17 protein-coding genes, 2 tRNA genes and 1 riboswitch are annotated in these 21752 nt (G+C 66.5%); of the genes, 4 read left to right on the top strand and 15 right to left on the bottom strand.

Going from position 1 to position 21752, the window contains the following annotated elements; genetic code table 11:
* Positions 1 to 3: 3 nt before the first annotated feature.
* The 3 genes from M1D40_RS05365 to M1D40_RS05355 form a co-directional block, all read right to left on the bottom strand.
* Positions 4 to 1440: a sugar porter family MFS transporter gene (locus M1D40_RS05365; protein ID WP_461170468.1), complete on the bottom strand. Its 1437-nt coding sequence runs from the start codon at positions 1438 to 1440 to the stop codon at positions 4 to 6.
* Between the two features lie 233 nt (positions 1441 to 1673).
* On the bottom strand, positions 1674 to 2843 hold the full coding sequence (locus M1D40_RS05360) for an NAD(P)-dependent malic enzyme (RefSeq protein ID WP_461170467.1): 1170 nt from the start codon (positions 2841 to 2843) through the stop codon (positions 1674 to 1676).
* A gap of 213 nt (positions 2844 to 3056) precedes the next feature.
* Positions 3057 to 3129: transfer RNA gene (locus M1D40_RS05355), tRNA-Asn, on the bottom strand.
* A gap of 255 nt (positions 3130 to 3384) precedes the next feature.
* Here M1D40_RS05355 and M1D40_RS05350 point away from each other — a divergent pair.
* The gene (locus M1D40_RS05350) at positions 3385 to 4509 is read left to right on the top strand and encodes an endo-1,4-beta-xylanase (RefSeq protein ID WP_461170466.1); all 1125 of its coding nucleotides are present in this window, start codon (positions 3385 to 3387) and stop codon (positions 4507 to 4509) included.
* 54 nt (positions 4510 to 4563) lie between these two features.
* On the opposite strand, the gene M1D40_RS05345 is transcribed toward M1D40_RS05350, so the two are convergent.
* The 4 genes from M1D40_RS05345 to dusB form a co-directional block, all read right to left on the bottom strand.
* Positions 4564 to 4636, bottom strand: a tRNA-Asn gene (locus M1D40_RS05345).
* A gap of 84 nt (positions 4637 to 4720) precedes the next feature.
* A complete protein-coding gene (dnaG, locus tag M1D40_RS05340) occupies positions 4721 to 6715 on the bottom strand; it encodes a DNA primase (protein WP_461170465.1) in 1995 nt (664 codons plus the stop codon).
* Between the two features lie 92 nt (positions 6716 to 6807).
* On the bottom strand, positions 6808 to 8091 hold the full coding sequence (locus tag M1D40_RS05335) for a deoxyguanosinetriphosphate triphosphohydrolase (protein ID WP_341393835.1): 1284 nt from the start codon (positions 8089 to 8091) through the stop codon (positions 6808 to 6810).
* 6 nt (positions 8092 to 8097) lie between these two features.
* Positions 8098 to 9270 carry a tRNA dihydrouridine synthase DusB gene (gene dusB / locus M1D40_RS05330; protein WP_461170464.1) on the bottom strand — a complete coding sequence of 391 codons (1173 nt, stop codon included), beginning with the start codon at positions 9268 to 9270 and terminating at the stop codon, positions 8098 to 8100.
* Positions 9271 to 9619: 349 nt separating this feature from the next.
* Between dusB and M1D40_RS05325 the strand changes: the two genes are divergently transcribed.
* Positions 9620 to 11074: a short-chain fatty acid transporter gene (locus M1D40_RS05325; RefSeq protein WP_341393837.1), complete on the top strand. Its 1455-nt coding sequence runs from the start codon at positions 9620 to 9622 to the stop codon at positions 11072 to 11074.
* A 68-nt stretch (positions 11075 to 11142) separates the two neighbouring features.
* Here the strand turns inward: M1D40_RS05325 and M1D40_RS05320 are convergent, their stop codons facing one another.
* From M1D40_RS05320 to M1D40_RS05305, 4 genes are all read right to left on the bottom strand, one after another.
* Positions 11143 to 12558: a YibE/F family protein gene (locus M1D40_RS05320; protein ID WP_461170463.1), complete on the bottom strand. Its 1416-nt coding sequence runs from the start codon at positions 12556 to 12558 to the stop codon at positions 11143 to 11145.
* 312 nt (positions 12559 to 12870) lie between these two features.
* Positions 12871 to 13779: a GNAT family N-acetyltransferase gene (locus M1D40_RS05315; protein WP_341393839.1), complete on the bottom strand. Its 909-nt coding sequence runs from the start codon at positions 13777 to 13779 to the stop codon at positions 12871 to 12873.
* On the bottom strand, positions 13779 to 15167 hold the full coding sequence (locus M1D40_RS05310; RefSeq protein ID WP_341393840.1) for a glycine--tRNA ligase: 1389 nt from the start codon (positions 15165 to 15167) through the stop codon (positions 13779 to 13781). The genes M1D40_RS05315 and M1D40_RS05310 overlap by 1 nt, the downstream gene beginning before the upstream one ends.
* A gap of 247 nt (positions 15168 to 15414) precedes the next feature.
* Positions 15415 to 16386, bottom strand: coding sequence for a DMT family transporter (locus M1D40_RS05305; protein ID WP_461170462.1), 972 nt, complete (start codon positions 16384 to 16386; stop codon positions 15415 to 15417).
* 70 nt (positions 16387 to 16456) lie between these two features.
* Between M1D40_RS05305 and M1D40_RS05300 the strand changes: the two genes are divergently transcribed.
* A complete protein-coding gene (locus M1D40_RS05300) occupies positions 16457 to 16687 on the top strand; it encodes an RNA-binding S4 domain-containing protein (protein ID WP_341393842.1) in 231 nt (76 codons plus the stop codon).
* Between the two features lie 57 nt (positions 16688 to 16744).
* Here the strand turns inward: M1D40_RS05300 and M1D40_RS05295 are convergent, their stop codons facing one another.
* Positions 16745 to 17395: an alpha/beta hydrolase gene (locus tag M1D40_RS05295; protein WP_461170461.1), complete on the bottom strand. Its 651-nt coding sequence runs from the start codon at positions 17393 to 17395 to the stop codon at positions 16745 to 16747.
* Between the two features lie 74 nt (positions 17396 to 17469).
* Here M1D40_RS05295 and M1D40_RS05290 point away from each other — a divergent pair, with 74 nt between their 5' ends.
* The gene (locus M1D40_RS05290) at positions 17470 to 18378 is read left to right on the top strand and encodes an SGNH/GDSL hydrolase family protein (protein WP_461170460.1); all 909 of its coding nucleotides are present in this window, start codon (positions 17470 to 17472) and stop codon (positions 18376 to 18378) included.
* A gap of 95 nt (positions 18379 to 18473) precedes the next feature.
* On the opposite strand, the gene M1D40_RS05285 is transcribed toward M1D40_RS05290, so the two are convergent.
* The 3 genes from M1D40_RS05285 to M1D40_RS05275 are packed head-to-tail and all read right to left on the bottom strand — an operon-like array spanning position 18474 to position 21445.
* Positions 18474 to 18929, bottom strand: a complete 456-nt coding sequence (locus tag M1D40_RS05285; RefSeq protein ID WP_461170459.1) for an SRPBCC family protein — start codon at positions 18927 to 18929, stop codon at positions 18474 to 18476.
* Positions 18930 to 18989: 60 nt separating this feature from the next.
* Complete coding sequence (gene metX, locus M1D40_RS05280) at positions 18990 to 20120, bottom strand: homoserine O-acetyltransferase MetX (RefSeq protein ID WP_461170458.1); 1131 nt, start codon at positions 20118 to 20120, stop codon at positions 18990 to 18992.
* A gap of 8 nt (positions 20121 to 20128) precedes the next feature.
* Positions 20129 to 21445: a bifunctional o-acetylhomoserine/o-acetylserine sulfhydrylase gene (locus tag M1D40_RS05275; RefSeq protein ID WP_461170457.1), complete on the bottom strand. Its 1317-nt coding sequence runs from the start codon at positions 21443 to 21445 to the stop codon at positions 20129 to 20131.
* 69 nt (positions 21446 to 21514) lie between these two features.
* Positions 21515 to 21631, bottom strand: a riboswitch (SAM riboswitch).
* Positions 21632 to 21752: the final 121 nt, after the last annotated feature.

Below are 21752 nucleotides of genomic sequence, written 5' to 3'. Positions count from 1 at the left end.
ACCCTACGGGGCACTGAGGCCTTCCCGGTCCTCCAGCGCGCGCCCGGAGAATTCGGGAAGTTTGGTCTTCACGAACCAGAAGGACAGGACAGAGAAGATCGTGAAGATCGCGTACATAATCCAGACGCCGAAGTTGTCGCTGACCCAGGGGAACGAGAGGGTCACAATGAAGTTGAAGATCCAGTTGACCATCGCGCCGAGCCCCAGCGCCAGCGAGCGGATATTGTTCGGGAAAACCTCGCCGAGGGTGACCCACATGACCGGCCCCCAGGTGGCGGCGAAGAAGATGACAAAGAGGTTGGCGCCCACGAGGGCCACCGGACCCCAGATGCCGGGCAGCGCGACGTCGTCGCCCATGCCTTCAGCCTGCGAGAACGAAACCGTTGCCATCAGCAGGCCCACGAACATTCCGGCGGAACCGATCATGAGCAGCTTCCGGCGGCCGATGCGGTCAACAAACGCGATGGCCACCAGAGTCATGACGACGTTGATGATCGAGGTGATGACCGACGTCGTAAACGAGTCGCTTTCGCTGAATCCCACCGATTTCCACAGCGTGGTGGAGTAGTAGAAGATCGCGTTGATACCCACCAGCTGCTGGAAGGCAGCAATGGCCATGCCCACCCAGAGGATGGGCTGCAGGCCGAATTTCGGGCCGCGGAGGTCCCTGAAGGTGGGCTGCTTGCTGTTGAAGCTCTCACGGATCTGGCGGATCTTCAGGTCTGTGTCGACGACGCCGGACACGTTGCGGAGCACCTTCGCTGCATCCTCGTCGCGGTCCTTGCGCACCAGGTACTGCGGCGACTCGGGAATGGTCAGCGCGAGTACGCCGTAGACAATGGCCGGGAGCACACCCACCAGGAGCATCCAGCGCCAGGCAGCCAGTCCCCACCACAGTTCACCCAGCGCGCTTCCGGCGGAGTTCGCCAGGAACGCGTCGGAGAGCAGCGCCGCGAAAATGCCCAGCGTGATGGCCAGCTGCTGGACGGAGCCCAGCGCGCCGCGCCATTTGTTGGGGGCAACTTCTGCAATGTAGCCCGGGGCGATCACGGAGGCGGTGCCGATGGCGAGGCCACCGACGAGGCGCCACCACATCAGATCCCACTCGCTGAAGGCGTAGGCGGAGCCGACGGAGTTGGCGGCGAAGAGAACAGCGGCGCCAACCATGACTTTCTTGCGGCCCAGCCGGTCCGCGAGCTGCCCGGCAAACCAGGCACCGACCGCGCATCCCAGCAGGGTAATGGCGACGGTGAACCCCAGCACCCCGGGGCTGAGCGTGAATTCTTCACCGATGGCGTCCACCGCGCCGTTGATGACGGCGGTGTCAAAGCCGAACAGCAGACCGCCCACCGCAGCCGCCACAGTGACGGCAATCACCTTGAAAGGATGGGCCACCTTCTCTGATTCGCCCGGATTAGGCCTTGGCTGGCTCGCGCCCATGGAAGGTTCCTCTGTCTCTCGTCCGTTAGTTAAAAAGTTCCGCCCCAAACCTAGTAATCCTACGCATAACCCTAGGCATGACGTGCGGCGGAGGGAACACGTAAGCCGGGAGCAGGCAGGGAGGGCACGAAAGAAGCAGCAGGCTCCGGCCGCCTTTCGGGACCGGAGCCTGCTGCCTGTTCTCCCCGGCCGGCGCGGTGCACGGCCCCGGCCGGCCTCTGGGTCCCCCGGCGTCAGCGTCTAACGGTATCCGCCACCGCGGCCGCAACTGCCGGAGCTACTCTCGGGTCCAGCGCACTCGGAACAATAAAGTCAGCGGCAAGATCTCCGCCCACCAGATCAGAGATGGCGTCGGCAGCTGCGACCTTCATGGCGGGAGTGATTCGCTTGGCACCACTGTCCAGGGCACCGCGGAACACGCCCGGGAAGGCCAGCACGTTGTTGATCTGGTTCGGAAAATCGCTGCGGCCGGTCGCTACGACCGCAGCGTAGCGGGCGGCGACGTCGGGATGAACTTCGGGATCGGGGTTGGAGAGCGCAAAAATGATGGCATCCGGCGCCATCTTCGCCAGGACGGCTTCATCGACCGTGCCGGAGGAAACCCCGATAAAGGCGTCAGCGCCCCTCAGGGCGTCCGCTGCTGATCCGGACACGCCGCGCGGGTTGGTCCGCGCCGCCAGGTCCGTTTTGACGCTGCTGAGATCTGTCCGGGACGTTGCGAGAACACCGCGGGAGTCGAGCACCACGACGTCGGAAATGCCGACCTCCAGCAGGATGTTGGCACAGGCGACACCGGCGGCTCCGGCCCCGGAGATCACCACTTTGAGTCCTTCCAGGGGTCGGCCGGTGACCCGCGCGGCGTTGCGCAGGGCGGCCAGGACCACGATGGCGGTCCCGTGCTGGTCATCATGCATCACGGGGCAGTCCAGTGCCTCGATGAGCCGCTGCTCCAGTTCGAAGCAGCGGGGTGCCGAAACATCCTCGAGATTCACGGCTCCGTAGCTGGGGCGCAGCCGGAGCAGCGTTTCGATGATCTCGTCAGTGTTGGTGGTGTTCAGGACCAGCGGGATGGCATTCAGGCCGCCGAAGGCCTTGAACAGGGCCGACTTTCCTTCCATGACCGGCAGCGCGGCGGCCGGACCGATGTCCCCCAGCCCCAGGACGGCGGTGCCGTCACTCACCACCACAACCAGCCTTGAGGCCCAGGTGTGGGTTTGTGCCAGGGCCGGATCGGCGGCGATGGCCCGGCTGACCTGGGCGACGCCGGGCGTGTAGGCGATGGAGAGGGCGCGGGTGCTGTCCAGGGGCAGCAGCGGATCAACCGAGAGCTTTCCGCCCTCGTGTGAGGCGAAGATTTCCTCCGTGCTGACGGGACGCTGCCGGTCGCGTGCGTGTGCGGTCACGATGAAGCTCCTGCCGAAGATGCCGGGAAAGGGCCCGGCCGGCGTCGGTGGCGTGCCGATTTTCAGTGTAACGGAAATCACGCCCGGGGAGCCCTGCCCGCCTGCCGCAGGTGATGGCCGGGCAGCCGGTCAAAAACGGCGGGGTTGGGACCGCGAACCGGTCAAAAAAAGACTCCCCGGCCAGCATTTGAAGCTGGCCGGGGAGCCTGTTTGCTCCTCCGACTGGACTTGAACCAGTAACCCTTCGATTAACAGTCGAATGCTCTGCCAATTGAGCTACGGAGGAAAGCGCGAGTTCTACTATACAGGGTTTTTGGAGTGCATGTGCACGGCCGCGGTGTGGTCTGACTCTCTTTTGCGGGCCGAAATGAGCACCGGTGCAACTGCCTGCCCCAATGACGCCCGGCACCCTTGACCCTCCTGCGCTCTGTTCCTAGCCTTTGTCTGGTCCCGGCCTTTCCGCACAGCGGATCCCCGGGGCTGCAAGGCCGGTGGGACGACCGTTCCGATGGCCGGATACCTTTACTCAAGGGAGAGTCTCATGAAGGTTCCGCAGTTACTCCTCGCAGCAGTCCTGGCCTCGGCGCTGCTGCTGCAAGCGGCTCCGGCGCAGGCACACCAACCGGACGGAAAACACCCGCCCGGGCAATCGAAACAGGACACCCTGCGCCGCGCAGCACCGAAGGACTTCAAAATTGGCTCCGCCGTGGCAGGCGGCGGCCACCATGAGAGCCAGGACTACCCGGATCCTTTTACCTTCGACAAGGAATACCGCAAGCTTTTAGGGGCCGAATTCAGCTCTGTCTCCCCCGAGAACCAGGCAAAATGGGAATTCATTCACCCGGAGCCCGGCGTCTACCGCTTCGCCGAAATGGATGCGATTGTCCGGTTTGCGCAAAAGAACAAGCAGGCGGTGCGGGGCCATACCTTGTTCTGGCACAGCCAGAACCCTCAGTGGCTGGAGCAGGGGAACTTCTCGGACGACGAGCTGCGTGCGATCCTCAAGGACCATATCCAGACAGTGGTGGGCCGGTACGCCGGCAAAATCCAGCAGTGGGACGTTGCCAACGAGATCTTCAACGACGACGGAACCCTGCGCACTGCAGACAACATCTGGATCCGCGAGCTGGGTCCGGACATTATCGCCGACGCCTTCCGCTGGGCGCATGAAGCCGATCCGTCGGCCAAGCTGTTCTTCAACGACTTCGGAGTCGAGGACATCAACGCGAAGAGCAACGCCTATCTGGAACTCATTCCGCGGCTTCAGGCTCAGGGGGTGCCGGTGGACGGCTTCGCCGTGCAGGGCCATCTGAGCACCCGTTACGGTTTCCCCTCCAACCTCCAGGCCAACCTGCAGCGCTTCGACGACCTGGGGCTGGAGACGGCGATTACCGAGATCGATGTGCGCATGGACGTCGCTGCCGGCACGGAGCCCACGGCGGCCCAGCTGGAGAAGCAGGCAGACTACTACCAGCGTGCCCTCGAGGCCTGCCTCGCCGTCGACGGCTGCAGGTCCTTCACCATCTGGGGCTTTACCGACAAATACTCCTGGGTTCCGGTCTTTTTCGCCGGAGAAGGTGAAGCGACAGTGATGGACGAGAACTTCACCCGGAAACCGGCCTACTACGCTGTGCGGGACACGCTGCGTTCTGCGGCCAGGCGGTAACTGACAAACAATGAGGCCCTGACCGGCATACCCGGTCAGGGCCTCATTTACTTGCTCCTCCGACTGGACTTGAACCAGTAACCCTTCGATTAACAGTCGAATGCTCTGCCAATTGAGCTACGGAGGAAAGCGCGTGTCCTACTCTACAGAGGTTTCGCGGGGAAGCGAAATCGGCGCCCTGACACCGATGCAGGCTTCCCCGCGGGGCCGCCTACTGGTCGCCGCGGAGAGCCCGGCGCTGCATTTCCAGTTCCATCAGGTCCCGGTTCAGCTGCTGGAACAGAGCAGGGTCCGCAGTGGGGTCCAGCCGCTGCAGCTGGCCGAGCTTTTCCGCCTTCAAATGGGTCACCTGCAGTTCGAACAGCCGGTTCAGGATGTCCCGGCAGTAGCGCTGCAGGGCGTCGTCGTCGCGCGCGTGCAGCGGCGTCACCGCCAGCTCGCTGACAAAGTCGCGCAGCGTGTCGGGAAGCTCCTGGCGGACCTGCTCCACCCACTGCGCCGGAGCGGTACCGGCCTGGCCTGCGGCAATGATGGCGTTGTGCACCGCCAAATACGCGGGAACCGAAAAGCGGGCAGCTTTGAAGCGCTCCCACTGCCCCTCGTCCAGCAGTCCCGGCTGCTGCAGCGCAACTTCCAGAGCCTGGCGCTCCATGCGTGCGGCCGGGTCCCGCGGATCCGGCCGGGAGAACGCCGGCGGCTCCAGCGTGGGTTCCGGCACCTGCTGCTGGTACCCGGTGTGCTGGCCCTGCTGGGGACCCCGGCCCTCACGGGCGTCACGGTGCTGGGCGCCCCGTGCGTCGCGCTGCGAGCCGCGGCCGTCGTCATGCCCTGAGGTGTTGTGCTGGCCCTTGCCGTGCGAGCCGCCCTCGCGCAGCCGCTTGGCCGCTCCCGCAACGGCCCGGGTGACGTCGTCGACGTCGGTCCCCAGCCAGCCGGCAAGCTCGCGGGCGTAGGCCGGGCGCATGGCGGGATCACGGATTTCGGCCACCACGGGCGCCGCGGCGCGCAGTGCCTGCACCCGTCCTTCCACCGTGTTCAGATCGAACTTGCGCAGCGTGGAACGGATCGAGAACTCAAACAGGGGACGGCGGGAGCGGATCAGCTCGGCAACGGCTGAGTCGCCGTGCTTCTGCCGGATGTCGCAGGGATCCATGCCCTCGGGGTCAACCGCCACGTAGGTCTGGGCCGTAAAACGCTGGTCCAGGTCGAACGCACGCAGGGCAGCTTTCTGGCCGGCGGCGTCGCCGTCGAAGGTGAAGATGACCTCTCCCCCGGTGCCGTCGTCGGAGAGCAGCCGGCGGGCGATCTTGATGTGGTCCTCGCCGAAGGCGGTGCCGCAGGTTGCGACGGCGGTGGTGATCCCGGCCAGGTGGCAGGCCATCACGTCGGTGTAGCCCTCGACGACGACGATCTGCCGGTCCTTGGCGATGGAACGCTTGGCCAGGTCGATGCCGTACAGCACTTGGGACTTCTTGTAGAGCGCGGTCTCCGGGGTGTTCAGGTATTTGGGACCCTGATCATCCTCGTACAGCTTGCGCGCACCGAAACCGATGACGGCGCCGGTCAGGTCGCGGATGGGCCAGATCAGCCGGCCGCGGAAACGGTCGTAGAAACGGGAGGCGTCGGAGCCGGTGGAGAACATGCCGGTGCCGGCCAGTTCCTCGCGGGTGAAGCCCTTGTCGGTGAGGTGCTTGAGCAGCGAGTCCCAGCCCTGCGGGGCGTAGCCGACGCCGAAGTGGTGTGCTGCCGCCGGATCGAAGCCGCGCTCCTGCAGGAAATCCCGGGCAGCCTGGGCGCCTGGGGTGCGCAGCTGGGCCACGAAGAACTCCGCGGCGATCTTATGGGCATCCAGGAGGCGCTGGCGCTTGCCCACGTCTTCACGGCGGGGGCCGGTGCCGCCGTCCTCGTAGTGCAGCTCGTAACCGAGCCGGGCGGCGAGCTTCTCCACCGTCTCGGAGAAGGTTCCGTGGTCCATTTTCTGCACGAAGGAGATGACGTCGCCGCTCTCGCCGCAGCCGAAGCAGTGGTAGGAACCCACCTGCGGGCGGACGTGGAAGGACGGTGAACGCTCGTCGTGGAACGGGCACAGGCCCTTGTAGGAGCCGATGCCGGCGGACTTGAGCGTCACGTAGCCGTCAATCACGGCCTTGATGTCGGTGCGGGAGCGTACTTCGTCAATATCTTCGCGTTTAATCAGACCGGCCATGCCACCCAGTCTATTCTTCCTGTCCTAACCGGCCCGGCAGCACGGGCCGGCCCGTCGTCGCCGTCCGGCCGGGCGGAAGCCCGAAAATCCGTTTACCAGAGCGCCGGAACCGGTCCGACCAGCCGTTCGTGCAGGGCCAGGGCCGATCCGTCAGTGAGGGACGCCACCTGGTCCACCACCACGCGCAGCCGTGCGCCGTCGTCGTCCGCCTCGCGCCAGTCAGCGGCGAACATCGGCTCCAGGTGCCGGTCCCCCGTTGCCGACAGCTGCGCCACCAGGGCGGTGAGGATTTCGCGCTGCCGCTCATAGAGGGGCTGGCGCTGGTCGGTGGTCATCACAAAGGTGGTGGCCAGGCCCTTCATCACCGCAATCTCGAGGCGGGTTTCCTCCGGGATGACCATTTCCGCGTGGTACCGCGTGAGCGGATCGGTGCCGTAAATGCCGCGGGTGGCTTCGAGGGCGCTGTTGCAGAACCGGCCGATCAGCTGGCTGGTCATGTCCTTGAGCGCCGCCATCGCCTTGCGGCTGCCGTCGGATTCGCGGACCCAGACCGGATCGGACTCCAGCCGCTTCAGCGCCGCTTCGATGGCCGCACCGTCGGTGCCGGGCAGGTACCACTGCTGCGTGTAGCCGACCACGCGGGCGCGCTGGTCCGGGTTGTCCAGCCACTTGAGCTGGACGTGGCCGGCCACAATGGCGTCTTCGACGTCGTGCACGGAGTAGGAAATGTCATCGGCAAGGTCCATGACCTGGGCCTCGAGGCAGGAGCGGCCGGCGGGGGCGCCGTCGCGCAGCCAGGTGAACACCGGCAGGTCATCCTCATAGACACCGAACTTGGTGGTGCGGTGCCCGTTGACCAGCGGTGCTTCGGTGATCGGCCAGGGGTACTTGGTGGCGGCGTCGAGGGAGGCGCGGGTCAGGTTCAGGCCGGCCGGGCCGCCGTCGGGCGCAATGATCTTGGGCTCGAGCCGGGTCAGCAGCCGCAGGGTCTGGGCGTTGCCCTCGAAACCGCCGATGGCGTGCGCAATGTCGTTCAGCGCGGTTTCGCCGTTGTGCCCGAACGGCGGGTGTCCCAGGTCGTGCGAAAGGCAGGCGGCGTCGACGACGTCGGGGTCGCAGCCCAGCGCATTGCCCAGTTCGCGGCCCACCTGGGCCACTTCCAGGGAGTGCGTCAGGCGGGTCCGGACAAAGTCGTCGGTGTCCGGAGCCACGACCTGCGTTTTGGCGCCCAGCCGGCGCAGCGCCGAGGAATGCAGCACGCGGGCGCGGTCCCGGCCGAACTGGGTCCGGTTGGTGTTCTTGGCAGGCTCGGTGACCCATCGTGCAAGGTCAACATCGGTATAGCCTGCGGTTTGGAAAGCCTGCGGAAAGGTCATGGGTGTTTAGCCACCTGAGATGTTGAGTTCGGCTGCGGAAATGACGGACTTCTGTGCGGCGTTGAGCTCCCGCGATTCCAACCAGTTTTCCGGCAGTGCGGTCTTTTTCGGTGATCCGGCACGCCCGCGGGGCCCTTCGGCGTCGGCGCCGGGGTACGGGGCGTCCGGGTCCAGCTGGTCCAGGAGCTCATGGAGCACTTCGAGCGTGGGCACGGTGGCCAGCTGGGCGCGGAGGTCCCCGCCGACAACGTAGCCCTTGAAATACCAGGCCATGTGCTTGCGGATGTCACGCAGGGCCATCATCTCGCCGCCGAAGGTTTCCACCAGCAGTTCGGCGTGCCGGTAGACGCTCTCGGAGACTTCCTTCAGGCCCGGGCGGTGCCGCAGGTCGCTGCCTTCGAAGGCTGCCTGCAGGTCACCGAAGAGCCAGGGCCGGCCCTGGCAGCCACGGCCGATGACGACGCCGTCGACGCCGGTTTCGCGCACCATGGCGATGGCGTCCTCGGCGGACCAGATGTCACCGTTGCCGAGGACGGGGATGTCCGGCAGTGCTTCGCGCAGTTCGGCGATGGCGGACCAGTCGGCCTTGCCGGAGTAGAACTGGGAGGCGGTGCGGCCGTGCAGGGCGACGGCGGCGACACCGGAGTCGCGGGCGATGCGGCCGGCGTCGAGGAAGGTCAGATGATCCTCGTCGATGCCCTTGCGCATCTTGATGGTCAGCGGGACGTTGCCCTTGGAGGCTTCCTTTACCGCGGTCTGCACGATGGCCTTGAACAGGTCCAGCTTCCAGGGCAGGGCCGAGCCGCCGCCCTTGCGGGTGACCTTGGGGACGGGGCAGCCGAAGTTCAGGTCAATGTGGTCGGCGCGGTCTTCCTCGACGAGGATGCGGATGGCGGCGCCTACGGTCACGGGGTCAACGCCGTACAGCTGGACGGAGCGGACCTTTTCGTCGTCGTCGTGCTCGATGATGCGCAGCGATTCCGGCGAGCGCTCCACGAGGGCGCGGGAGGTGACCATTTCCGTCACGTACAGGCCGCCGCCGTATTCACGGCAGAGGCGGCGGAAGGCCTTGTTGGTAATGCCGGCCATGGGAGCCAGGATTACCGGCGTATCCACGGTGATGGGACCGAGCTGCAGCGGGGGCAGCTCGAGCTTGAGTTCTGGGGATGAAACAGTCACACCCCCATTCTCTCAAGCCGGTGCAAATCCTGCCTGCCGGGGTTCCATGGCCCTCCCGTAGTACAGATACCGGGCTCATCCGGACCGGATAGGCCCGTTATCTGTACTACCGATTCTCCGAGAGCCCGTTATCTGCGCTACCGATCTCCGGGAAGGGCAGATCCAGCGGGATCGGGTGCGGGCGAAAGGCACCGGACCTGACCGTCCGGCAGCTCGACCGGCCGGGACGGCATTGATTGACAGGGCGGAACCGCTGCCCCTAGCGTTCAGGTGGCCCGCATCACAGTACGGCCTTTCACGAGCGCACCCCCTGGTTTCACCGCCGCAACCTAGGAATGAGGAACTCTTCATGTCTACCGCTACCACCCGCTCTGCGGGTTCCGAGAAGGGCCTGGCCAGAGTTGCCCAGACCCTGGCCCGCTGGACTGAGAAATGGTTTCCGGATGCCTACATCTTTGCCCTGGGCGGAGTTGTCCTCATTGCCCTGGCCGCCCTGTTCAACGGGTCCTCGCCGCAGGCAGTGGCGGACTCGTTCGGCAACGGGTTCTGGGACCTGACCGCCTTTACCCTGCAAATGTCCATGGTGGTGCTGACGGGCTACGTGGTGGCCACCTCTCCCCCGGTCGCGAAGCTGATCGCCCGGCTGGCCCGTGTTCCGCAGAGCGCCACCACGGCCGTGAGCTTCGTGGCGTTCCTGTCCATGTCCGTGTCCTTCCTGAACTGGGGCCTGAGCATCGTGTTCGGCGGGCTGCTGGCACGGGCCATTGCCCGGCGGACGGATCTGCGCGTGGACTACCGCGCGCTCGGTGCGGCCGCCTTCATGGGCCTGGGCGCCGTCTGGGCCCTCGGGCTGTCCTCCTCTGCGGCGCAGCTGCAGGCCACGGCGGCCTCCCTGCCTCCGGCACTGTTGGAAGTGACCGGCGTCCTCGACTTCGGCAAGACCATCTTCACGTGGCAGTCCCTGCTGACCTGTGTCATCCTGATTGCGCTGACCACGGTGATCGCCCATTTCTCGGCCCCCAAGGGTGAGGCGGTCCGCACGGCGCAGGAGCTCGGCGTCGACCTCGATGACACCCCGGAACCCGCCTCCCAACGCGAACGCCCCGGAGAATGGCTGGAGTACAGCCCGATCCTGCCCGCGCTGATGGGGCTGCTGACCGCCGGCTGGCTGGTTTCACAATTTGTGACCAAGCCTTTCCTGAGCGTGATCTCCAGCCTCAACGGATACCTGCTCGTGTTCCTGATCTTGGGTTTGGTGCTGCACCGCACGCCGCGGAACTTCCTGCAGGCAGTGACGAAGGCGGTGCCTGCCACCGCCGGCATCCTCGTCCAGTTCCCGCTCTATGCCGCCATGGCCGCCATCCTGACCAAGGCCGAAGGGGCAGGCGGAACAACCCTGTCCGAGCATCTCGCCGGATTCTTCACCAGCATCGGTGCCGGCGGGGCCTTCGCCGTCGTCATTGCCGTCTACACCATCATTCTGGGACTCTTTGTTCCCTCGGGCGGCGGCAAGTGGCTGGTTGAGGCGCCGTACGTGATGCAGTCGGCCACCGATGTGGAGATGAACCTCGGCTGGACGGTGCAGATCTACAACGTGGCCGAGGCCCTGCCGAACCTGATCAACCCGTTCTTCATGCTGCCCCTGCTGGCGGTGCTGAAACTGCGGGCGCGCGATCTGGTGGGCTTCACGTTCCTGCAGTTCATCATCCATCTGCCGGTGGTTCTGCTGCTGGTGTGGCTGCTCGGGATGACGTTCACCTTCGAACCGCCGGTGATCCCCGCGCCTGCCCCGGCAGCTCCTTAAGTCCCCGCGGGTCGAGCCGTCGTCGCCGCGAAAACGGACGACGACGACGGCGGCGCGGTTACGGGCGGTTACGGGCGGTTGCGCAGCGAGCGGCGGGTGACCGGAGCGTCAGCGGTGCCGCCGGCCGTTCCGTCCCCAGCCGTTCCGTCCCCAGCCGTTCCGTCCCCGACCGTTCCAGTGCCGGCCGTTCCCGCAACAGCCGCCGCGGGCTCGAGTCCCGGCTGCGAGGGACCATCCGGTGCTGCAGTCCGGGGCACGCCCTTGATCCCGACCGCTTTGACCACCAGCACGGCGATCGCCGTCGTCACGGGAATGGCCAGCACCAGACCCACGGAACCAACCAGCGTGCGGATTACTTCCTCGGCCAGCTCCCCGCCGGTAAGACTGTCCATAAACGGCCGGTCGTACAGCGAGACCAGGATGAGCACCGGCAGGGCAGCCCCGGCGTAGGCAAAAGCGATGGTGTAGACGGTGGAGGCAATGTGGTCCCGGCCCACCCGCATGGCGCCCGAGAAGAGCCGCTTGGCGCTGGCACCGGGAGCCAGCTCGTACATCTCCCACACGGCGGAGGACTGGGTGATGGTGACGTCGTTGAGCACCCCCAGACCCGAGATAATCAGCCCGCACAGAATGATGCCGGACACCGAAATACTCTCCGACGAGTTGATGAGCGTGTACGCGTTTTCGTCGTCGACGCCCACCAGGTGCGCGGCGTCGGTTGCCCAGGCCGCCAGACAGGCCGTGATCGAGAGCCCGAACAGCGTCCCCAGCAGCGCCGTGGAGGTCCGGGCCGTAAATCCGTGGGCAAAATACAGCACCCCGAACATGATCACGCTGGACCCGACCAGCCCGAGCAGCAGCGGCGGCTGCCCTTCCACCAGTCCGGGCAGGATGAACCCGGCCAGGACGGCATAGGCTCCGGCCAGCCCCACCAGTGCGCGCAGGCCGCGCCAGCGCGCGACGGCGATGACCACTCCCGCGTAGAGCACGGTCAGTGCCGCCATCGGAATGGTACGGACGAAGTCCACGAAGACGTACGGCGGAGCACCTCCGCCGCCCTGCATTACGGCTTCGAGGTTCAGGTACCGGATGCTGTCTCCGGCTTCGATGACATCGCCCTTGGCCACCTCCGGCGGAACTTCCACCTGGATGGTGGTCCCCCCGGCGTCGGGAACCGTGTACGCGACGAGGCATTCCTGGGCGGTGCCGCCGGCCTCGACGAGCGCGGCCGAGGACGGGCAGTCCTCCCGGCTGACCCGCTGGACCTTGCCGGTGTCGAAGGTGACGCCGTCGGCGGTGGCATACGGGTCGGCAACGGTGACGGAGCTGCGGTCCCCCGAGGGCCACATCAGCAGCATCGCCACCAGGGCCAGCAGCCCCAGCGGCACCAGGATGAAGGTCAGCAGCAGGTTGGCCCGCCGCCGGGCGGCCAGGGCAACCGGAGACGGAGGCTCATCGGAGTGCGGGGAATGGCTGTGTCCCATGGGATCCTTTGGCGTAGGCGCGGTGCTGCGGCCCGGTGGTACGGACGCAGGAAACACGGTCGGCATCATTGTCCCAACTACGAGCCGTCTCGGCGAATCTCGTCAGTCGTCGGGAGTACAGATAACGGGCTTCTCGGGCCGGGATGGGCCCGTTACCTGTACTACGGACGGGCCGCCTCCGCTCCGCAGCCCGGCTGGCCGCAAACACAACGACGGCGGGCGCCGGCCCCCGAAGGAACCTGCACCCGCCGTCGTCGTCGTTGCAGCGATAACCGCGGCCGCCCGAAAGCCCGGCACCCGCAGTACCGCCGGTTACGTGCTGACGATCTCCGTTGCCGGCCCGACTTCGCGGGCGGCACCCTTTTCCAGCAGGGCCTGGATGATCCGGGCCACGGGCTTCATGGACTCGTCCACCTCCAGCTGGATCGGGTACTGGTAGGTCAGCAGGGCCAGCAGCGATTCGAGTGCGGCCTCCTGCTCCGACTGTTCCAGCGAAGGATCGTAGCCCAGGAACACATCGGCCGGCTCGTCCGTGCGGTTCTGCGTGTAGCTCACGGCAAAGGCAGCGATCTTGCCGCCCTGTGCCTTGGGCGCATCGCGCAGGACCACGGCTCCGGCGGCACCCGTGGCGTCGTTGAGCAGCATCTGCTGCGCCCGCCCCAGCGTCATCTCCGACCGGTCCCACCCGTGCACGGCGTTGTAGAACGCCACCACGGCCTGGGTGAGTTCCACCGATCCGGTGGCGGCTTCGTCCAGCTGAGGCCCGGCGTCGTCCTGGAAGACCGGCAGGCTAATCCGCCCCGGCTCCACCACAACAACGCGGGAACGCTGGATGCGGGAGAAGCCGGCCGCCTCCGCGAAGGCAGCGCCGGAGGTTCCCGGCTCCACCTTCGCGCGCAGCTTCGTTACGCCCGACGGCGCCGCTTCGGCTTCGCGGCGCAGCATCGCCAGCAGGGTGGACCCGAGGCCGGCCCGCCGGTTCTCCCGGGCCACTTCCACATAAACCCACAGCCGGTCCGGATGCAGCGAGGTCTCGTAAACGACGCCGGCGGCTACCGGAATACCGTCGTCTTCGGCCACGATGCAGCGGCTCCAGGGCTCGTTGGACGAGGGCCGCAGGACTGCCCGGAACTGCCCGGACTGCACCGTTTCCGGATCGCCCCAGAGCTGGTTCAAGGCCAGGTCGTCATCTTCGCGCCATTCGCGGAACGTCAAGGCCATTACGCGCCGATCAGCCGTTCCGCGAGGTAGCCCTCAACCTTGTCCAGGCTCACCCGCTCCTGGGCCATCGAGTCACGCTCGCGTACGGTGACGGCCTGGTCTTCGAGGGTGTCGAAGTCCACGGTGATGCAGAACGGGGTACCGATTTCGTCCTGGCGGCGGTACCGGCGGCCAATGGCACCGGCGTCGTCGAAGTCGATGTTCCAGTTCCGGCGCAGCTGCGCGGCGAGGTCCTTGGCCTTCGGGGACAGGTCCTCGTTGCGGCTCAGCGGCAGCACGGCGGCCTTGACCGGGGCCAGGCGCGGATCCAGCTTCAGGACGGTGCGCTTGTCGACGCCGCCCTTGGCGTTGGGGGCCTCGTCCTCGGTGTAGGAATCCACCAGGAACGCCATGAAGGAACGGGTCAGGCCGGCGGCGGGCTCAATCACGTACGGAGTGAAGCGCTCGTTGGTGGCCTGGTTGAAGTAGCTCAGGTCGGTGCCGGAGTGCTTGGAGTGCGTGCCCAGGTCAAAGTCGGTGCGGTTGGCGATGCCTTCCAGCTCGCCCCACTCGGAGCCGGCGAAGCCGAAGCGGTATTCGACGTCGGTGGTGCCCTTGGAGTAGTGGCTCAGCTTTTCCTTCGGGTGTTCAAACAGGCGCAGGTTCTCCGGGTCGATACCCAGCTGGGTGTACCAGTTGAACCGGTTCTCGATCCAGTACTTGTGCCATTCCTCATCCGTGCCCGGCTCGACGAAGAACTCCATTTCCATCTGCTCGAACTCGCGCGTGCGGAAGATGAAGTTGCCCGGGGTGATTTCGTTGCGGAAGCTCTTGCCGATCTGGCCGATGCCGAACGGGGGCTTCTTGCGCGAAGTGGTCAGCACGTTGTTGAAGTTCACGAAGATGCCCTGCGCGGTTTCCGGACGCAGGTAGTGCATGCCCTCTTCGTTGGCGACCGGACCCAGGAAGGTCTTGAGCAGGCCGGAGAATTCCTGCGGCTCGGTCCACTGGCCCTTGGTGCCGCAGTTTACGCAGGCAATGTCGGCCAGGCCGTTTTCCGGTGCGTGGCCCTTCTTTTCCTCGTAGGCCTCTTCGAGGTGGTCGGCGCGGTAGCGCTTGTGGCAGCTCAGGCACTCCACCAGGGGGTCGGAGAAGACCTCCACGTGGCCTGAGGCTTCCCAGACCTGGCGGGGCAGGATGACGGCGGAATCCAGCCCGACGACGTCGTCGCGGCCGCGGACCATGTGCTGCCACCACTGCTTCTTGATGTTTTCCTTGAGCTCGACACCCAGGGGTCCGTAATCCCATGCGGACCGGGACCCGCCGTAAATCTCACCCGACTGGAAGACGAACCCCCGGCGCTTGGCGAGGGAGATGATCGGATCCAGTTTGGATTTGGTCGAAGCCATGGAATGGTACCGCCGTTCTTTCGTGTTTACAGGGCCGCTGGGTGCGGTCCGCTCGTGGTCCCGCCCGCAGTGTTCACCGGCAGGTTGCACGGTGAGGGACTTACGGAGGGCAAAAGCTACAACTACCAGCTTAAGGCGAGGGAGCCCAAACACTGCTACCGGGCGGACGGGACCGGGGAGTTGGGCTGACGGGCACGGCCCGGCCGGTCCCGCTGGCAGCCCGGACGGGACCGGCGGGCCGGCCGGCTCAGCGGCGGCGGAGCACCCCGGGCATGTTCCACGGCAGCGTCGCCAGGACGATGGCCGCCAGGGTCAGCAGAGTTCCCAGCACGGTGGCTGCGACCACAACGCTGCCCGGCGCGGGGAGGAAGATGTCCAGCAGCAGCGAGCCGATAAGCTGGCCGCCGATCATGCCCAGGCTCGTCAGCAGCACGCCCAGGCTGCGCACCAGCAGCGCGCTCAGTCCGATGAAGACGCACCCCATCGGTCCGCCCAGATACAGATACCACTCCCCCGGCAGCGGCTGGCCGACGCCGGAGACGGCCACCTTCACCAGCCACATCAGGCCAAGCACAGCGGTTCCGGCGATAAAGTTGACCAGCGTGGCGGTGATCGGAGTGCCGTAGTGCATGCCGGTGGTTCCGTTCATGGCCTGCTGGAAGCTCATCAGCATGCCGGCCGTCAGCGGCAGCAGCACCGGAAGCAGCAGGTCCGACGCTCCGGATGTCCCGGCCAACTTGGGGCTCACGGCCCAGGCGACGGCCGCAATGGTCAGTACGGCGCCCACCACCCGCATCACGGTGAGCGCCTTTTTGCCCGCCGGACCAATGCCCAGGCGGTCCACCACCAGGCCGGTCAGCGTCTGGCCGGCGACGGCGGCAACCGTGAACACGGCAACCCCCAGGACGGCGACGGTCAGGGTTTGGGACAGCACAAAATAGCCGCCGATGGCTCCGGCCAGCACGTAATAGCGGGGAAAGCGTCGTTCCCGCAGCGCCGGCAGCAGCTGGGCGGCGCCGGCACGGCCGCGCGGCAGCAGGACCGAAATCAGGATCATCACCACCAGGCCCACCGAGAAGCTGACCAGCGCCGCGGCCAGGCCGTCGTCGAGCCGTGTCCCGAGTGCTCCGTTGACACGGGACTGCACGGGCATGGCCGCCCCGGCCACGATGGCGAGGGGCAGACCGATCAAGGGATTAAATCGCACGGGGTTTGGCACGAACCAACCCTACGGCAGGCCCGCACCCGTTCCGGAATTGGTGACGGGTGTTGTCGGGCAGAATGGAGGTATGAGTTCCAGTGACCCCCAAGACCTTCCCATCCGCGACGACATGATCCGCCTGGGCCAGCTGCTGAAGCTGGCCAGCCTGGCCGAAGACGGCATCCAGGCCAAGCAACTGATCGAAGACGGCCTGGTCAAGGTCAACGACGCCATTGAGGAGCGCCGCGGCCGGCAGCTGCACCCGGGCGACGTCGTCTCCGTCAACGGCGAAGCGATTCGCATCGTTAAAGAGGACTAGCCCTCACACTCAGCCGGGCCGGCCCCTCTTGGGGGCCGGCCCGCAGGGACGCGTGCCTCAGCCCTTGAGCACCACGTGGGTGAGGAACTCCTTCACGTGTCCCAGTTCCTGCATGTTGATGCCGTGCCCCATGTTCGAATACAGGATCTTGGTCAGAGCCGTGTGCTCGTTGAGCCAGGCGTGGGTGAACTCGATGCGCGGCGCATCGATCACGGGATCGGCCTGGTCCCGGCCCCAGAAGAACGGCACCCGGCCGGCCGGAAGCTCCTCGTCCCTGAAAAACGGGTTACCGTCCGAGGGCACCACAAAACCTGAAAGCCCGACGACGGCGGCGAAGTCCGCGGGCCGGTGCCGCAGCAGGGTGCTCGCCACGGCCATTCCCATCGAGAAACCGAGCAGCGAGACGCTGCTGTGCTGTCCACTGACCCCGTCCAGCCAGTCCGAGACATCACTCACGGCGTCGACAACGCTCTGCACGGAGAACTCCGGTTCGTTCATCAGCGGGAACCAGGTGTAGCCGGGGCCCTGGGCCTGCGGCGCTCGCACCGACGCGACGGTGAACTCGGAGGGCAGGTAGTCCGCCAGCCCCATCAGGTCTTCCTCGTTGGCGAGGTAACCGTGGAAGAGGACCAGCAGCGGCGTTCCGGCACGCTCGGCTTCGGGCTTGGACCAGAGGACAGTGGGATTCCAGGGAGCTGTTGTAGGCATGATATTCATTTTGGCACGGCCGGTTCCTGAACCTACGGTCGCGTAGCCCGGCCCCTCCTTGGCAGGATGGAGCGGTGACTTCTCCCTCGATGCCCCAGGACAGCTCTTTACCCTCATCGACCTCCGCCGCCGAAGCGGCCGCCGTCGCCGATTCCGCCGCTGAAGCCGCCGTCGAAGAGCATCAGGTGCATCCCTGGACCCGCTATGTCGCCATGGGCGATTCCTTCACCGAAGGAATCGGTGACCCGAATCCGGACAGCCCCGGCGGCCACCGCGGCTGGGCAGACCGAGTGGCGGAGGAACTGGCCCGCGACCGGGACGGTTTCGCCTATGCCAACCTCGCCATCCGGGGACGGCTCCTGGACCAGATCATCAGCGAACAGCTGCAGCCCGCGCTGGACCTGAAGCCGGATCTGGTGACCATCTGCGCCGGCGGGAATGACGTCATCCGTCCCGGCGGCGACCCGGACAAGCTGGCCGAAAAAATGGACGCCGCGATCGCGCGGCTGGCGGGAAGCGGCGCCACGGTGGTGCTCTTTACCGGCCCCGACTTAGGGACCACCCCGGTGCTGGGCAGTGTCCGGGGCCGCGTGGCCGTTTACAACGAAAACCTGCGCACCATTGCCGCCCGCCACGACATCGTCATCGCTGACATGTGGGCGCTGCGGGAGCTGAGCGCCCGGGAGATGTGGGCGCCGGACCGGCTGCACTTTTCGCCCCTGGGCCACCACACCATTGCCGCCATGGTGCTGGACACCCTCGCCGTCCCGCACACCCTGGAACCGCTGGAACCCAAGCCGCTGCCGGCCAAGAGCTGGCGCACTGCACGCACCGAGGACCTGACGTGGGCCCGCGAATACTTCATGCCGTGGGTGGTGCGCCGGGTGCGGCACCGCTCCTCCGGCGACGGCATTGCCGCCAAGCGTCCCCTGGCCGGGCCGATCTTCGGTGGCCCGGGCATGCCCCCGGGTTCGGCCGACTAAGCGGCCGGGTTCTGCCGGGCTATGCCGGAGCTATGCCGGCTAGCCTGCCGGCTTGTCGGTGCGGTGTCATGGCGGCAAGACTAACACCGCATCATTCAGGAGGAGTCAGCCCCGCGAACCCTTTCCGCCAGCTGAATGAGCGTCGCCAAATGGTCCGCCCAGGCGCCGGAGTGGGTGCGCGCCACCTCGTCCCCGTCCGCCAGGGTGCCCAGGCCGCTTTCGGTGATGACGACGTCGGTGTAATCGGTTTCGGCGTCCGGGCCCGGAACCGCGTCCAGCAGGAAGCTCACCACCGTGTGGGCGTTCCAGCCGGGTTTGGTCCAGCGGAAGGACAAAAGCCGGTCGCGGGCCACGGCGAGCACGGTGCCCGTGGCGCGCTGCTCACCGCCGTCGTCGGCCGGACCCTGCGCCGCCCGCTCGCTCAGCGGCGACCCGGGACTGGGGGTGAAATCCATGCCGGGCCACCACGCGGCCCGGTTGTCCACCAGTGCATGCCAGAGTTCCGCCGGCGGGCACTGGGCCTGCGCCGCAACCCGAATTGAATCACCCATGTCATTGTTCTTCCACGGCCGGACCGCCTTGGCAAGAGCACCCGCGCGGCTCCGGCGCGCTCACGCTGATCCGAAGAACCGTTTCCTGAGCGGAACACCGATCTGCTCGACGTCGGTAAGGAACCCGTCGTGGCCAATGGGCGCCGTGATGGTGTGCACCTCCACACTGCCGGGCAGCGCGGCCGCCAGGACCTCGGACTGTTCCGGGAAGTAGAGCCGGTCCGAGTCGACGGCGGCAACAAAGAACTCCGCCGTGACCCCGGCCAGCGCCTGTTCCAGGGAGCCGCGGCCGCGGGCTACGTTGTGGCTCATCAGCGCTTCGGTCAGCACCAAGTAGCTGTTGGCATCGAACCGTTCCACCAGCTTGCGGGCCTGGTGGTCCAGGTAGCTCTCCACCGCGTACCGGCCCCGCTCGGCCGGCAGGGCGGAACCCAGCGGGTCCTCCTGCGTCTGCGGCTGGTGCCCAAACCGGTACTCCAGCTCCGGCTCCGAACGGTAGGTGATGTGCGCTATCCGGCGGGCCAGGCCCAGGCCGGCAGTCGGCGTCGGGCCGTTGTAGTAGTCGCCGCCGCTGAAGCGCGGGTCCAGCCGGATGGCCTCAAGCTGCGCCTGTCCAAAGGCGATCTGCTCGGCCGAGCTGGCTGCCGTGCAGGCAATGACGGCGCAGCGCCGCACCCGGTCCGGTTCGGTAACGGCCCATTCCAGGGCCCGCGCCCCGCCCAGCGATCCGCCCAGCACCGTGTGCCAGGACCGGATGCCCAGCTGGTCCGCAAGCCGGGCTTCGGCGCGGACGGAGTCCCGGATGGTGACAAACGGGAAGCGCGATCCCCAGGGCAGGCCCTGCGGATCGGGCGAGGACGGTCCGGTGGAGCCGTAACAGCCGCCGAGCATGTTGACCGCCACCACAAAGAATCGGTTGGTGTCCACGGATTTCCCCGGACCCACCAAGGCGTCCCACCATCCGTCTTCCCCGGTGTCCCCGCGGGCAACATGAGTGCTGCCGGTCAGGGCATGGGCCACCAGGACCGCGTTGGACGCATCGGCGTTAAGCCTGCCCCACGTTTCATAAGCCAGTGTCACCTGCGGCAGGTGCCCGCCGGTTTCCAAATCCAGGCTGCCGATGTGCGCATGGCGCAGCACCCCGTCCCGGGCGGGGGCGGGGTGCTGCGGCACCGTGGACGGCAGGGTCACGCGAATCGCTACGCTCCCTTGGCGGCCCGGAAGCCGGCGTCGAGGTCGGCAATGATGTCGTCAATGTGCTCGATGCCGACGGACAGCCGCACCAGGCCCGGGCTGACCCCCGCGGCGAGCTGTGCTTCGGCCCCCAGCTGGCTGTGTGTGGTCGACGCCGGATGGATCACCAGGGAGCGGACGTCGCCCACGTTCGCCACATGGGAGTGCAGCTCCAGCGCATCCACGAAGCGTTTCCCCGCCTCGATGCCGCCGGTGATGTCGAAGGAAACAATGGCACCGGTGCCGCGCGGCCCGTACTTGCGTCCGCGCTCAAACCACGGGCTGGACTCAAGGCCCGCGTAGGCGACCGAGATGACGTCGTCGTGCGCTTCGAGCCAGTTGGCGACTGCGACGGCGTTGGCCACGTGCCGTTCCACCCGCAGGCTCAGCGTCTCCAGCCCCTGGGCGATGAGGAACGCGTTGAACGGTGAGACGGCCGAACCGAGGTCGCGCAGCAGCTGCACCCGGGCCTTGAGGATGTAGGCGAGGTTGGCGCCCAGGACGCCGTCGGCTCCCAGGTCCCTGGCGTACACCAGGCCGTTGTAGCTCTCGTCCGGGGTGTTGAACCCGGGGAACTTCTCCGGATCGGCGCCGAAGTCGAAGTTGCCCGAATCGACAATGACGCCGGCAATCGAGGTCCCGTGGCCGCCCAGGTATTTCGTGGCCGAATGCACCACAATGTCCGCTCCCCATTCAATGGGACGGATCAGGTACGGGGTGGACAGGGTGTTGTCCACAATCAGCGGGACGCCGGCCTCATGCGCGACGGCGCTGATGCCTTCGATGTCCAGGACGTCCTGGCGCGGGTTGGAGACCACTTCGCCGAAAAACGCCTTGGTGTTGGGCTGCACGCCGCTGCGCCACTGGTCGAGGTTGTCCGGGTCCTGCACAAAGGTGGTCTCGATGCCGAACTTCTTCAGGGTGTGCTTAAAGAGGTTGTAGGTGCCGCCGTACAGGCTGGGGCTGGCGACAATGTGGTCGCCGGCTTCGGCGACGTTCAGGATCGCGAAGGTCTCCGCGGCCTGCCCCGAGGCGAGCAGCAGCGCACCGAGCCCGCCTTCAAGGGACGCGATCCGGTTTTCCACCGCTTCCTGGGTGGGGTTGCCGATTCGTGTGTAGATCGGCGCGAGCTCAGCCAGGGCAAACCGGTTGGCAGCCGCTTCGGCGCTGGGAAAGACGAACGACGTCGTCTGGTAGATCGGCAGTGCACGGGCACCGGTGACGGCGTCGGGCTCCTGTCCCACATGGATCTGACGGGTTTCGAAGGACCAGTTTCCTGACATGGCATTGCTCCCTATTGACCAGGGGCCGCATCGAGACTTCTAGCCGGGAAAGAGCCGGCAGCCACGTGTGACCCGCGCTTGCCATACGCCCGATTGACGTACAGCCAGGTCTTCACCCGGGGCACCCCACCGCGGTTGGAGGGTTGCCGGCCAGCAAGCCGGGGCTATCTGCTGGCACTCATGACCTATTCCCCCTATGAAAACGGATAACCCCGAACCCCGCAACCTCTGTGACGGTTCATTTCCCTGCGTTGCAGCACCACCGCCGAGCGGGCAGTACGGCTTACCGTGCTGTTTTTGGCCAGCG

Source organism: Arthrobacter sp. Z1-15 (assembly GCF_054792395.1).
This window is presented reverse-complemented; position numbering and strand designations above follow the sequence as displayed.

Excerpts from the sequence above, each read along its gene's own strand:
- M1D40_RS05295 (WP_461170461.1), bottom strand. The coding sequence starts at position 17,395 with ATGCCTACAACAGCTCCCTGGAATCCCACTGTCCTCTGGTCCAAGCCC.
- M1D40_RS05350 (WP_461170466.1), top strand. The coding sequence starts at position 3,385 with ATGAAGGTTCCGCAGTTACTCCTCGCAGCAGTCCTGGCCTCGGCGCTG.
- M1D40_RS05320 (WP_461170463.1), bottom strand. The coding sequence starts at position 12,558 with ATGGGACACAGCCATTCCCCGCACTCCGATGAGCCTCCGTCTCCGGTT.
- M1D40_RS05275 (WP_461170457.1), bottom strand. The coding sequence starts at position 21,445 with ATGTCAGGAAACTGGTCCTTCGAAACCCGTCAGATCCATGTGGGACAG.
- M1D40_RS05365 (WP_461170468.1), bottom strand. The coding sequence starts at position 1,440 with ATGGGCGCGAGCCAGCCAAGGCCTAATCCGGGCGAATCAGAGAAGGTG.
- M1D40_RS05285 (WP_461170459.1), bottom strand. The coding sequence starts at position 18,929 with ATGGGTGATTCAATTCGGGTTGCGGCGCAGGCCCAGTGCCCGCCGGCG.
- M1D40_RS05300 (WP_341393842.1), top strand. The coding sequence starts at position 16,457 with ATGAGTTCCAGTGACCCCCAAGACCTTCCCATCCGCGACGACATGATC.
- M1D40_RS05310 (WP_341393840.1), bottom strand. The coding sequence starts at position 15,167 with ATGGCTTCGACCAAATCCAAACTGGATCCGATCATCTCCCTCGCCAAG.
- M1D40_RS05315 (WP_341393839.1), bottom strand. The coding sequence starts at position 13,779 with ATGGCCTTGACGTTCCGCGAATGGCGCGAAGATGACGACCTGGCCTTG.
- M1D40_RS05335 (WP_341393835.1), bottom strand. The coding sequence starts at position 8,091 with ATGACCTTTCCGCAGGCTTTCCAAACCGCAGGCTATACCGATGTTGAC.
- dnaG (WP_461170465.1), bottom strand. The coding sequence starts at position 6,715 with ATGGCCGGTCTGATTAAACGCGAAGATATTGACGAAGTACGCTCCCGC.
- M1D40_RS05325 (WP_341393837.1), top strand. The coding sequence starts at position 9,620 with ATGTCTACCGCTACCACCCGCTCTGCGGGTTCCGAGAAGGGCCTGGCC.